This window comes from Dyella sp. C9, assembly GCF_003332825.1.
In the GTDB taxonomy this organism is placed as follows: Bacteria; Pseudomonadota; Gammaproteobacteria; order Xanthomonadales; family Rhodanobacteraceae; genus Dyella.
In genome coordinates, this window is the sequence record NZ_QIRF01000003.1 from 323694 (window position 1) to 336392 (window position 12699).

Sequence of the window (12699 nt, forward strand, 5' to 3'; positions counted from 1 at the left end):
TTACCCGCAGACGCTGTTTCCGGAGTCCCCATGAGTTCCCCCGCCCAGCACGTCACCGCCAGCGCCGTACAGGCGGAGACCCGCCCGTTGCGCTTCGTTACCGCTGCCAGCCTGTTCGACGGCCATGACGCCGCGATCAACATCATGCGTCGCATCATCCAGTCGCAGGGCGCGGAGGTGATCCACCTCGGCCACAACCGCTCGGTGGAAGACGTGGTGCGCGCGGCCCTGCAGGAGGACGCCGACGCCATCGCACTGTCTTCGTACCAGGGTGGGCATGTCGAGTACTTCAAGTACATGGTGGACATGCTCAAGGAGCATGGCGCTTCGCACATCCGCGTATTCGGTGGTGGCGGCGGCACCATCACCCCGGAGGAGATCCGTGAGCTGCAGGCCTACGGCGTGGAGCGCATCTATCACCCGAACGACGGCATGAGGCTTGGTCTCACCGAGATGATCGAGGACGTGATGCATCGTGCGCGTGCCGCGGCGGTGAAGCGCGCCACCGAGCACACAGGCAACGACATCGCGCCGCTGGTGGACATCGGCGACGAGATCGCCGTGGGCCGCGTGCTCTCCGCCATCGAAGAGGGCGAGCTGTCCGAAGCCGAGCTGGACCACTTGCGCAAGCAGTGGAAGATGGCCGGCAAGCAGACGCCGGTGCTCGGCGTCACCGGCACCGGCGGTGCGGGCAAGTCCTCGGTGGTGGACGAATTGCTGCTGCGCTTCCTGCACGCCTTCCCCGCCATGCGCATCGCCGTGCTTGCGGTGGACCCAACGCGTCGCCGCAGCGGTGGCGCGCTGCTGGGTGATCGCATCCGCATGAACTCCCTGCGCAGCCACCGCGTCTACATGCGCTCGATGGCCACGCGTCGCCAGCACGCCGCCACCAGCGCGGTGCTGCGCGACTGCATCGATTTCCTCAAGGCGCAGCCGTACGACCTCGTCATCGTCGAAACCGCGGGTATCGGCCAGAGCGACTCGGAAATCGTCGACCTGGTGGATTTCCCCACCTACGTGATGACCAGCGACTACGGCGCGGCCAGCCAGCTCGAGAAGATCGACATGCTCGACTTCGCCGAGCTGGTGGTGCTCAACAAGTTCGACAAGCGCGGTGCGGAAGATGCGCTGCGCGACGTGCGCAAGCAGTGGAAGCGCAACCGCACGGCGTTTGCGCTCACCGACGAGCAGGTGCCGGTGTATCCCACCATCGCCAGCCAGTTCAACGATCCGGGCGTAACCTGGATGTTCAGCAATCTGTGCCGCCTGCTGCGGGACAAGCTCGGCCTGCCGGCCGAGAAGTGGACGCCCGGCCTCGACACCTCGGTGAAGGAGCCGCGGGCCACCGTGCTGATCCCCGGCAGCCGCGTGCGCTACCTGGCCGAGATCGCCGAGCAGGGTCGTGGCATCAACAAGGAGATCGAGCGCGAAGCCGAGTTCGCCAGCAAAGCGCAGCATTACTACGAATCGCTGAAGGAACTGGGCGATGCCCAGCTGCCGCGAGAGCTGGCGCGCTACGAATCGGAGGCGTTGCATGAGGAAGGCGCCGATCGCACGCTGCTCACCCTGCGCCAGCGCTACAACGCGGCGATCAAGGAGCTGAGCCACGAAGCGATCCACCTGTTGCACGACTGGCCCAGGCGCTACAAGTCGGTGACCGAGGAGGTCAACGAGTACAAGGTGCGCGACAAGGTGATCCGCGTTGAGAACTACCGCGAGTCGTTGAGCCACCAGAAGATCCCCAAGGTGGCGCCGCCCAAGACCAAGGATTGGGGCGACCAGCTGCGCTTCCTGATGCGGGAGAACCTGCCGGGTTACTACCCGTATACCGGTGGCGTGTATCCGTACCGCCGCACCGGTGAGGATCCCACCCGCATGTTCGCGGGCGAGGGCACGCCCGAGCGCACCAACCGTCGTTTCCATTACCTCAGCCAGGGCGGTGCGGCCACGCGCCTGTCCACCGCGTTCGACTCGGTCACGCTGTACGGTGAAGACCCCGCGCCGCGCCCGGACATCTACGGCAAGATCGGCAACTCCGGCGTCAACATCGCCACGCTGGACGACATGAAGAAGCTGTATTCCGGCTTCGACCTCAGCGCGCCGACGAGTTCGGTGTCGATGACCATCAATGGCCCGGCGCCGATCATCCTCGCGATGTTCATGAACACGGCGATCGACCAGAATGTCGAGAAGCACCTGAAGGAAGACCCGGCGCGCTGGGCGGCCGCCGAGAAGAAGATCGCATCGCTGTATCCGAACGGCCGTCCGCAGTATTCCGGCGAGCTGCCCAAGGGCAACGAAGGCTTGGGGCTCGGCCTGCTGGGCGTCACCGGCGACCAGCTGGTGGATGCCGATACTTATGCGCGCATCAAGGAGGAAACCCTGCAGACCGTGCGCGGCACGGTGCAGGCGGACATCCTGAAGGAAGACCAGGCGCAGAACACCTGCATCTTCTCCACCGAGTTCGCGTTGCGCATGATGGGCGACATCCAGCAGTACTTCGTCGACCACAAGGTGCGCAACTTCTACTCGGTGTCCATCTCCGGCTACCACATCGCCGAGGCGGGTGCGAACCCGATCAGCCAGCTCGCCTTCACGCTCAGCAACGGCTTCACCATCGTGGAGTACTACCTGGCGCGCGGCATGCAGATCGACGACTTCGCGCCGAACCTGTCGTTCTTCTTCTCCAACGGCATGGATCCGGAATACACCGTGATCGGACGCGTGGCGCGCCGCATCTGGGCGCGCGCCATGCGCGAGCGCTACGGCGCCAGCGCGCGCAGCCAGATGATGAAGTACCACATCCAGACCTCAGGCCGTTCGCTGCACGCGCAGGAAATCCAGTTCAACGACATTCGTACCACGCTGCAGGCGCTTTATGCGCTGTTCGACAACTGCAACAGCCTGCACACCAACGCCTATGACGAGGCGATCACCACGCCGACCGAAGAGAGCGTGCGCCGCGCGGTGGCGATCCAGATGATCATCAACAAGGAACTGGGACTCAACTTCAACGAGAACCCGTGGCAGGGCAGCCATGTCGTCGACGCACTGACCGATATCGTCGAGGAGGCCGTGTACAAGGAGTTCGAGGCGATCAGTGAGCGCGGCGGCGTGCTCGGCGCGATGGACACCATGTACCAGCGCGGAAAGATCCAGGAAGAGTCGATGTACTACGAGCAGAAGAAGCACGACGGCAGCCTTCCGCTGATCGGCGTGAACACCTTCCTGCCCAAGGATCACGGCGGCGAGATTGCCACCGAGATCGAACTCATCCGCTCCACCGAGGGTGAGAAGGCGCAGCAGATCGACAACGTGCAGGCCTTCGGCTCGGCCCGCAACGGCCTGGCGCCGGACAGCCTGAAGACCTTGCAGGGTACGGCGCGTGAGCGCCGGAACGTGTTCGAGCAGCTGATGGAAGCGGTGAAGTACAACTCGCTCGGCCAGATCAGCCATGCGCTGTATGACGTGGGCGGCGAGTACCGGCGCAACATGTAAGCCGCGGTGGCGGCTTTTCCTGCTGCGCGTTTCGATGGCTTGATGCTTTTCCCCACCGGAGAAGGTGCCGGCTGGCGGAAGAGGGTGTGTCCGGAGCGATGCACGGATGGCCGCGGCGGTCAGGGACGGAGCATGTTTCCGGGCTCCCGTGAAGCGCGTCGGGTCGATGCCGTGTTGGGGCTTTGGTCCGCGCTCCTGCCTGGGGCGCAGGCCCGGCCGACACCCCATAAGTGCGCTTCAGCGCGCAGTGGTAGCTGGATTGGCGTGCTAGCCTCGCCTATCCGAGCCGCCGTTCGACTGCCGCCATGCTGACTGTCCATCACCTCAACAACTCGCGTTCGCAGCGTGTGCTCTGGCTGCTGGAAGAGCTGGACATCCCGTACGAGATCCGCCTGTACCAGCGCGATCCCAAGACCCTGCTGGCGCCACCAGAGCTGCGCGCGATCCATGCGTTGGGCAAGTCGCCCGTGATCGAGGACGAGGGGCAGGTGATGGCCGAGTCCGGTGCGATCATCGAGTACCTGGTCGATCGCTACGACACGGGCCAGCTGGCACCGCTGCCCGGCATGCCGGACCGGCAACGCTTCACCTACTGGCTGCACTACGCGGAAGGTTCGGCGATGCCGCCGTTGTTGCTGAAACTCGTGGCATCGCGCATCGCGAGTGCTCCGATGCCGTTCTTTGCAAGGCCGATTGCACGAAAGATCGCCGATACGTTGCAGTCGAGCTTCGTCGATCCGCAGCTGGCCTTGCATCTTTCCTACGCCAACGATGCGCTTGCCGCTACCGGCTGGTTCGTCGGGGATGCCTTCAGTGCGGCGGACATCCAGATGAGCTTCCCCATGGAAGCGGCGATGGCGCGTAGCGGCATGAATCAACGACTGCCGCATATCGCGGCGTTCGTGAAGCGGATCCAGCAACGGCCTGCGTATCGCCGTGCGCTGGAGCGCGGCGGCCCGTACAGTCTCTCGGGCTAGCCTTTGTTCGAGTCGACGGCCGTCCTGGCCGTCCGCTGACGCGGGCTCCACGCAACGCATGCAACGCTGGCGCTGCGATGTCTCACGGTCGTAAGTCTCGCGACAGGTCGTGGGCTGCTACCTGCGGGTTCCGCACATTTCGCGCCACGAGGTCCGCTTGCCGTTCCACCTGATGACGTGGTTTTCACGGTGCGGTATGCCATTCGTTCAGCCTGGTCGGTCGTCCGTGCGTTGCGCGGGACAACCGGGAAGTGCCTGCGGTTAACCAGGGTTTACTTCGTCACGAAGTGAGCATGGATGCCACTCACGCCTTGCATCGCAGGTCTGTCGCGCACGTCCTGCGTGGTTTTCAGCCAAATCTTGCTGTTTTGTAAGTTGCCGGCAAGCTTGGGGAAATGTTCCAGTCAGTGCCCATGAACACACTGCAGGCGCCCACTTCCCCCAGCGGAAAGCACGCTCTGCGTCCCCGTGTGTAGATCCTGGCTTTTGGGGCGTCGCTTTCTGGCGAGCCATTGGTGCGCAGCATGAAAGTGCCGATTTTGATGTATCACAACATCGCGCGTGTGCCGCCAGGCGTGGAGGTCTATCGCAGCCTCTATGTGTCGCCTGCGGCGTTCGCACGTCAAATGAGCCTGTTGCGCACGCTCGGTTATCGAGGTGTCTCGATGAGCGATGCGATGCCCTACCTGAGGGGCGAGCAGCAAGGCAAGGTGGCAGTGATCACGCTCGACGATGGCTACGTCGACAACCTCGACTCGGCCGTCTCCACGCTGCACCGCCATGGGTTTACCGCCACCTGTTACGTGGTGAGCGGGCGCATGGGCCAGTACAACATGTGGGATGCCGACAAGCTCGGCGTTCGAAAGCCGTTGATGACTGCAGAGCAATTGCGCTCATGGCATGGCGCTGGCATGGAAGTGGGGGCGCACACGCGCACGCACGTGCGCTTGAGCCAATGCGATGACGCGCAGCAGCGAGACGAGATCGCGGGCTGCAAGGCCGAGCTGGAAGACCGGCTCGGCATCCCCGTCACGCAGTTCTGTTACCCCTACGGCGACTACGACGACCGTGCGGTCGGGGTCGCGCGCGAGGCGGGCTATGCCGCTGCGACCACCACCCATCGAGGTCGTGCCGCCACGGGTGCGGCAACGGACCTGTGGCGTCTCCCGCGCATCCAGGTGGCACGTCACCATCTGCTCCCCCAGGTGGCGGCCAAGGTACTGACGGGTTACGAAGACAAACGCTCATGAAACTGTTGTTCGTTGGTACCAACCCGGAGAACACCGGCGCGGCCACTCACTTCGTCGCGCTGGCCAAGGCGATGTCCCAGGCTGGGCATGAGGTGGAGGCTGTTGCGTCCCGGCGAGGCCTGATCGGCGAAGGGCTCGAGGCCGCACGCATCCCGGTGACCTATAGCTCTTTTCGCAATGTCTACGACGTGCGTGGATACGCGGCGGTGCTCCGCCGCATCGCGCGCTGGTCGCCGGACTGGTTGATCGGCAACTTCGGCAAGGAGTACTGGCCGCTCATTGCCTGCGGCAGGCTCACGCATACGCCCGTGGCGTTGTTCCGTCATCGCAATCCGCGCATGAGCAAGATGTCCGAGTACGGCGTGCCCCGGCTGGCGCAGCGTTTCATCGCGGTTTCGGAGTACGCCCGAAACAAGTATCTGGAGTGGGGCGTGCCGGAGGATCGCGTGTCGATCTCGTACAACCCGGTGGATACCGTGCAGTTTCACCCAGATGCGCAGCGCCGCGCCCAGGTGCGCCGCGAATTCGGCATCGCCGATGACGCCATCCTGGTGGGTTTTGTCGGGCGCATGCATGGTGGCAAGGGCGTGACCCAGCTGATGCAGGCGCTGAACGAGGCGATGAAACAGCAACCTCGCCTGCATGCACTGTGGGTGGGCAACGGGCCCGAGGAGCACGTGTTGCATCGCATGGCCGATGAGGGCGGCATGTCTTCCCGCCATCACTTCACCGGCTGGGTGGGTGACACCTCGCGGTATCACTCGGCCTTTTCGTTCCTGGCTTTTCCTTCGGTGGAGCCGGAAACCTTCGGGCGTGTCGCCATCGAGGCCGAAGCCTGTGGCGTGCCGGTGCTGGGTAGCCGCATCGGTGGCGTGCCGGAAACGATGGAGGATGGCGTTACCGGTTACCTGGTGGAGCCTGGCAACGTCGACGACTGGCGCGAGCACATCCTCGCACTGTGTGACGACCAGCATCGTGCGCAGATGGGGCAGGCCGCCCGCGACTTCGTGGTGGAGTGTTACAGCAACGGTGCCGTGGCGAGGGATTTCGAGCAGCTGCTGCGTTACGGCAAGGTGCCCGTGCACCATTTTGGTCACGCTGCAACCTGAGCTCCGGGCAGTTTGCGGCAGCCAGGCGTCACGTAGGCTTCGTCAAGCATCACTCCAAAACAGGCCCGGGGCGATGCCGCGGGGCAGGCATCGTACGCATCACTTCGCGAAGCTCTCGCCAGGCCTACCCGATCGAGGGTGGCGCGGTGAGGCACGTCGCCCTCATGATGAGGCCTGCATCCTGGTGGTCGCCGGAGTGTCATCGGCTTCGTCGGGAGCGCAGCGCTTTCGCCATGGGCGCCGGCATGCGCCGGCATGGTTCCTTGTTCACGAGGCCTTGACGACCGATGAAGCGATCACTGTGTGCATTGCTGTTCACTGCCTGCTCGACGGCTGCCGTCGCGGCCGAGGCGCCCATTACCCATGCGGATGTCGATCACTGGGCCGTCGCATGGAACAGCCATGACATCGAGCAGGTCATGCAGCTGTTTTCACCCGACGTGAAGATCGACCAGCCGGAAAACCCCAAGCCGCTCGATTACAACGGCACGCGCGCCTTCTTCAGCATGATCTTCCGCGCCTATCCCGATTTCCACATCGTGGTGAAACAGGCTGTGGTGGATGGCTATAGCGCCGTTTCCATCGAGCAGGTCACCGGCACCTGGTCGGGGCCGTTCGTGGACCCGGCCAGCGGCAAGGTCACGCCCGGCAATGGCCGGCATTTCGATCATCCAGGCGCGATGCTGATCCAGTACGGGCCCGATCACCGCATTACCCACGTGTCGATCTTCTGGGATCAGCTCACGGTGGATCGCCAGTTGGGCATCACGCCCAAGGTGTGACCCAAGGCTGGAGAACCGCATCGCGTCGGTGCGCGGGCTGCAGGAAACGGCGGTGACGCGAGCACGGGTGGGGCGGCCATGGCACTTGCAATTCAATTAACCATATGGTTAATTGACTCCATGAGCGACGCACTGTCCCGCACGTTTGCAGCGTTGGCCGATCCGACCCGGCGCGCCATCCTCACCCGCCTCGCTCGTGGCGAGGCCACCGTAGGGGAACTGGGCGAGCCCTTCGAGATTTCCCCGCCTGCCATTTCCAAGCACCTGCGGGTGCTGGAAGAAGCGGGATTGATCGCACGGGAGGTGGATGCCCGCTGGCGCATCTGCCACTTGCGTGCCGAACCCATGCACGATGCGCACGATTGGCTGGAGGCGTATCGCCGCCATTGGGAGGGCAACCTGGATCGACTGGTCGAGTTTGTCGAACGTACCCATCGCGCCGAGGCCCGCAAGCGTGGCGACGGCGCCCTTCGCAAGCCGAGGAAAAAGCCATGACCACCCAAGCCGCAACATTCGAGCTGGAAATGACCCGCTTCATCCGCGCACCGCGCGAAAAGGTGTTTGATGCGCTTACCGACGAGGACGCGATGGCGGTGTGGCACTGCCCGCGCGGCCTGCACGTGGGCGAGGTGAACACCGACCTGCGGGTTGGCGGCCGCTATCGCATCACCATGGTGACCCGGGAGGGCAAGGTGCATCGCGTCGGCGGCGTCTACCAGGCGATCCAGCAGCCTTCGTTCCTGGCATACACCTGGGCCTGGGATGGCGACGGTGATGCGGCTGCGCGCACCACGCTCATCGAGGTCACGCTCACCGAAAAGGACGGTGGAACGCAGCTGCACATGCGTCATACCGGCTTCCCGGATGCCGCGGTGCGCGACGACCATCACCAGGGTTGGACGTCCGTCTTCAACCGCCTGGTGGACTACCTGGATCCGGAAGGCACGGCCGGCAACGTGCGGCTGGTGGGCAATCCGCTTAGCTCCTACGTGCGTGCCGTGCGCATCGCGCTGGCGGAGAAGGGCGTCGCCTATGCGCTGTCGCCGGAGGCGCCGCACACGTCCGAGGTCGATGCGATACATCCGTTCGGCCGCATTCCCGCGCTCTACGATGGCCCGCTGCAGTTCTACGAAACCCGGGCGATCCTGCGCTACATCGACGAGGCGTTCGCCGGGCCCAGCCTGATGCCCGCTGGCGGAGTGACGGCGCAGGCACGGGCGGAACAGTGGTACAGCGTGATGTACGACTATGGCTACGATGCCATCGTGCGCCGCTGCATCATGCAGTACGCATTTCCATCGGGCCCGGACGGGCAGCCCGACCAGGCCGCCATTGATGCCGCGCTACCCGATATCCGGCGCGTGCTTTCGGTGCTCGAGGCCGCCTACGGCGAGCGGGATTTCCTGGTGGGCAACGCGCCGTGCATCGCGGATTTCCTGGCGGCACCGCTGCTGTACTCGTTGTCGAAGTCGCCGGTGGGGCCTGCGCTGCTCGCCGGTTATCCCAACGTGCAGCGTGCCCAGGCAGTGATGCAGTCGCGGCCAAGCTTCCTTTCCGCGGAGCCCAGCCTGGAGGGCCATGGCGCCAGGGTGACGCCCCTGCGCAAGGTCAGTGCCGCCTGATTGCGGTGCCCCACCCGGTGTGTCTGGCCCAAGGCGCGCCGGGTGCCGCGGGGAGGGCGATGGTCGCGGCACTCAGGCGCGGGGCGATTCGCTAGCTGCCACTGCCAGGCCCGACACCACGCCCAGCGACGGATCGCCGTGCACCAGCGGGATTTCCGGGAAGCAGGACTGCACGCGTGCCTTCACCTGTGGCGAACGCGAGGTGCCGCCGGTAAGGAATACGCTGGCGGGCAGGGCGTTGAGGTCCGCACGCACGGTGCCCAGCGTGCGCTCCAGCTGCGCCAGGAACGGCTCGATGGCCGCGTCCAGGTCATCGCGCGTGGCGTCGACCGCGAGCCTGGGCTCGATGAAGTGCAGCTCCGCACGATGCTCCTGCACCGAACTGAGCATGATCTTGGTGCGTTCGGCCGCCTGGTTGAGGCGGGTGGTGGCGCCCAGTTCCTGCAGCGCGCGCAGCCGCGGCCCGTAGGGCGCGGCCACCAGCCGGTAGTTCTGCTTGCGGAACTCACGCTGCTTGGGCAGGTTGTGCACGCTGGCCGCTTCCACGAACTGGTGTTGCGGCACGCGCACGATGTCCTTGCCCAGCAGCGGCATGAAGCTGTGCAGGCTTACGCCCACGTCCAGGTCGGTGCCGCCCTTGGGCAGGCCCCAGTTGCGCGCGATGTGCGGAGCGGCCTTGCCGCCCAGTTCCGCGTGGCTGACGTCGGTGGTACCGCCGCCGATGTCCACGATCAGCGCGTGTTGCCGCTCGACGAGACTCTTGTGGTAGTGCATGGCCGCGGCGGCGGGCTCTTCCAGGAAATTCACCTCGTCGAAGCCGGCGGCGGCCGCGGCTTCGCGCAGGATCTCGATCGCCTGTTCCGAACCTGCCGCACCCATGGAACTGCGGAACTCCACCGGGCGCCCAATCACCGCGCCACGCACCGGCGTGCCGAACTGCTTGCTGGCGGTGAGGCGGATGTGTTCGAGGATGTGCGTGGCGATATGCACGATGACCTTGCGCACCTGCGGGTCCAGCCGATAGCCGAACATCGACTTGGGCGACTCGATCAGGTTGCCGCCACCGCTTTCCAGATAACCCTCCACCGCTTCCTCGCCGAACAGCGCGTGCTGGAAGCTGGCCACCGATCCCGAGGCGTTACGCGTCTGCTCCTCCATCCACTGGCGGCGGATCACGCGCAAGCCATCGCGGCGCAGTTCCTCGTCGGTGCGCGTCACCGGTGCCTGGCTACGCGCGGCAGCGGCGGCGGCCTGCTGGCGCAGGTCCGCGCGAGCGGAGCGGATATGGGCCTCCAGCTGCGCCTCGAGCTCGGGCGTGAGCTCGAAGTCGTTGGGATCGGGCACCAGTTCGGGGAAGTACACCGCCGTGCGGAACTGCTCCGCTTCGCCGAAGCGAACCAGGGTCAGCTGGCCTTGGATGATGGCGGCCGCAGCCGAGTAGCTGGTGCCGAAGTCGATGCCGATATGCATGAAAGAGGGCCGGTTGCTGGCGGGCAGCCGGCCATTATGACGGGTTCGGGCCCTTCAACCCAAATGCGACCTGACTAGCGGCACAGCTGGAGGGCCTGCTCCAGCACCACATCCCGCCCTGCGCGCAGGTCGGCGAGGGAGGGGCTCAGCGCGACGTCAGGTTCGACACCCTGCCCGTGGAACGGCGTGCTGCCGTCGTGGCGGGTGACGCGCAGGCCGGTAAAGCTGATGCGGTAGCCCGAGGGCGTGTAGAAGACCTGCACGTCGCCATTGGTGCCCGCACTGGGCGAGCCCACGATCGTGGCCAGGTGCAGGTCGGAGACATAGCCGAGCAGGGACTCGGCCTGGCTGATGGCCTGGCCATCGGTGAGCACCACCACCTTGGCCGTGATGCGTGGTGTCGCCGGGCTCAAGTCCCAGCCGATGTCGTTGTAGGCCGCTGGCTGGTCGAATGGCGCGTCATGCCTGGCCATATGCATCCACCGTGCATGTTCGGGCCCGGCCAGCAGGTGTTCCAGCAGCGACCTGCCGATGCCTGGCCTGGGATAGCCGCGCAGGTCCACGATCAAGGCTCGGGCATGGCCGAGCTGGTCGAGATGGCGTTCGAAATCCTCTTGCGATGCCCGCGTGATGTCCACGTACCACACGCCATCCTTCACGGCGGTGACGGGCTCCGGGCGTGCGGGGGCGGGCATGGCGGTCTGGCGCTGGTAGTCCAGCGCGGCATGCTCGGGGTGTCCGTCGCGCTCCAGGTCAAGCTGGACCTGCTTGCCGATCGGGCCGAACTGCAGCGCCGCGGCCACTTGCCAGCGGCGCCACTGCGGTGAGCCGGATACCAGCGGTGCCTGCCGCGCCATCCAGGCGGGGGCATCGAGGCCGTCGACGGATGTCACGCGATCACCCGCCCGCACCGTGGGATTGGCGCTGGCGGTGACCACCAGCGCGTCGCCTACCGGCTCCAGCACGACGGGCAGCGAGCCGAACGGACGGTGCGGGTCGTAGACCTGCCCATGGCCATCCTGCACCAGCGCAACCATCCTGCGCAGGGTGTCGCGCTGTGTTTCGCGGCTGGCAGGCGTGTCCGCCAAAGCCAGCAGCGGCTCCAGTTGCTGGTCCCAGTCGTCGCCGACTTCGCGCCAGTACGGATAGAAGTGACGGTAGACGTTCCAGCCCATCACGATGTCGGCCTGGCGCTGCGCGGCGCTGATCGGGGCGTCGTCCACAGGCAGCAGGCTGGTCGCCAGCGCGGCCACGGCCTGTTGCTGTTCGGGGCTGGCCTTGGCTTCGTCATCAGTCAGGTCGATCGGCACGCGGGCCTTGAGGCCGGCGCCAAGCGGAAATTCCGCGTAACGCGCGTGGGAGGAGGCGTCGGCATACAACATCGTCTGCGGCGCCATCAGCCGGGCGCTGGCTTCACGCTGCTGCTCCACGTTGACGTTCGGCGGCGGGTGACTGGTGTTCGCGAACACGCCGGCTCGTGCCGTGCGCTTGGCCTGGTAGGTCGCATAGGCGTTGACGCCCTCTGCATAGCCCAGGCGTTGCCAGTGGACGTGCGGCTGGTCGGTGTCCGCAGGTTTTGCGGCGGGAAAGGGCTGGTCATCCGGCACGATGTCGATGCCGCCGGCAATGGGATCGAACAGGTGGTGCAGGCTGGCGGCCAGCGCCTTGCTGTCGTGCGCGTCGCGCACCTGCGTAACGCCATATATCGCGAAGCGGTTCCACGGCACGCTTTGCGCGGCGTCGCCGGGATAGTAGTAGCGCACCACGCCATAGAGCCGGGCAAACGCGGCGACGTCGGTAGTGGTCGTGGTGGGCTGGGTGGCCCGGGCGGTGGCGGTGGCGCCCAGCGAAGCCAGGGCAGCGAACAGCAGAACACGGCGAAGGCAATCCATTGCGATCCTTGGCGATCCGGTTGGTGGCGGGCTTTATACATCGGGAGGGCCTGGTGCAGGACAGCCTTCCGCCTGGGGGCGCCGCGGTCTTATGGTGCG

9 protein-coding genes are annotated in these 12699 nt (G+C 65.6%); 7 read left to right on the forward strand and 2 right to left on the reverse strand.

The genetic code is table 11. The features are described 5' to 3' along the window. Positions 1-30: 30 nt before the first annotated feature. The 7 genes from DVU99_RS06110 to DVU99_RS06140 all read left to right on the forward strand — a co-directional run bounded on the left by DVU99_RS06110 (position 31) and on the right by DVU99_RS06140 (position 9238). Positions 31-3498 (forward strand): methylmalonyl-CoA mutase family protein, encoded by a 3468-nt coding sequence (locus tag DVU99_RS06110; RefSeq protein ID WP_114239314.1) that lies wholly within the window; start codon positions 31-33, stop codon positions 3496-3498. A 305-nt stretch (positions 3499-3803) separates the two neighbouring features. Continuing rightward, positions 3804-4475: a glutathione S-transferase gene (locus tag DVU99_RS06115; RefSeq protein WP_114239315.1), complete on the forward strand. Its 672-nt coding sequence runs from the start codon at positions 3804-3806 to the stop codon at positions 4473-4475. A gap of 524 nt (positions 4476-4999) precedes the next feature. After that, positions 5000-5725 (forward strand): polysaccharide deacetylase family protein, encoded by a 726-nt coding sequence (locus tag DVU99_RS06120; RefSeq protein ID WP_114239478.1) that lies wholly within the window; start codon positions 5000-5002, stop codon positions 5723-5725. Next, complete coding sequence (locus DVU99_RS06125; RefSeq protein WP_114239316.1) at positions 5722-6834, forward strand: glycosyltransferase family 4 protein; 1113 nt, start codon at positions 5722-5724, stop codon at positions 6832-6834. The genes DVU99_RS06120 and DVU99_RS06125 overlap by 4 nt, the downstream gene beginning before the upstream one ends. A gap of 287 nt (positions 6835-7121) precedes the next feature. Continuing rightward, complete coding sequence (locus DVU99_RS06130; protein WP_114239317.1) at positions 7122-7616, forward strand: ester cyclase; 495 nt, start codon at positions 7122-7124, stop codon at positions 7614-7616. Positions 7617-7694: 78 nt separating this feature from the next. Beyond that, on the forward strand, positions 7695-8111 hold the full coding sequence (locus tag DVU99_RS06135) for a helix-turn-helix transcriptional regulator (protein WP_232823474.1): 417 nt from the start codon (positions 7695-7697) through the stop codon (positions 8109-8111). Next, positions 8108-9238 (forward strand): SRPBCC domain-containing protein, encoded by a 1131-nt coding sequence (locus DVU99_RS06140; RefSeq protein WP_114239318.1) that lies wholly within the window; start codon positions 8108-8110, stop codon positions 9236-9238. Before DVU99_RS06135 ends, DVU99_RS06140 begins: the two co-directional genes overlap by 4 nt. A gap of 72 nt (positions 9239-9310) precedes the next feature. Here DVU99_RS06140 and DVU99_RS06145 read toward each other — a convergent pair whose 3' ends face one another. After that, positions 9311-10708 carry an Hsp70 family protein gene (locus tag DVU99_RS06145; RefSeq protein WP_114239319.1) on the reverse strand — a complete coding sequence of 466 codons (1398 nt, stop codon included), beginning with the start codon at positions 10706-10708 and terminating at the stop codon, positions 9311-9313. A gap of 74 nt (positions 10709-10782) precedes the next feature. Continuing rightward, positions 10783-12600 (reverse strand): S41 family peptidase, encoded by a 1818-nt coding sequence (locus DVU99_RS06150; protein ID WP_114239320.1) that lies wholly within the window; start codon positions 12598-12600, stop codon positions 10783-10785. Between the last annotated feature and the right edge of the window lie 99 nt (positions 12601-12699).

Bases quoted from the DNA above. Each gene is read 5' to 3' on its own strand.
- DVU99_RS06130 (WP_114239317.1), top strand. From the start codon at position 7,122: ATGAAGCGATCACTGTGTGCATTGCTGTTCACTGCCTGCTCGACGGCT.
- DVU99_RS06140 (WP_114239318.1), top strand. From the start codon at position 8,108: ATGACCACCCAAGCCGCAACATTCGAGCTGGAAATGACCCGCTTCATC.
- DVU99_RS06135 (WP_232823474.1), top strand. From the start codon at position 7,695: ATGGCACTTGCAATTCAATTAACCATATGGTTAATTGACTCCATGAGC.
- DVU99_RS06150 (WP_114239320.1), bottom strand. From the start codon at position 12,600: ATGGATTGCCTTCGCCGTGTTCTGCTGTTCGCTGCCCTGGCTTCGCTG.
- DVU99_RS06120 (WP_114239478.1), top strand. From the start codon at position 5,000: ATGAAAGTGCCGATTTTGATGTATCACAACATCGCGCGTGTGCCGCCA.
- DVU99_RS06115 (WP_114239315.1), top strand. From the start codon at position 3,804: ATGCTGACTGTCCATCACCTCAACAACTCGCGTTCGCAGCGTGTGCTC.
- DVU99_RS06145 (WP_114239319.1), bottom strand. From the start codon at position 10,708: ATGCATATCGGCATCGACTTCGGCACCAGCTACTCGGCTGCGGCCGCC.
- DVU99_RS06125 (WP_114239316.1), top strand. From the start codon at position 5,722: ATGAAACTGTTGTTCGTTGGTACCAACCCGGAGAACACCGGCGCGGCC.
- DVU99_RS06110 (WP_114239314.1), top strand. From the start codon at position 31: ATGAGTTCCCCCGCCCAGCACGTCACCGCCAGCGCCGTACAGGCGGAG.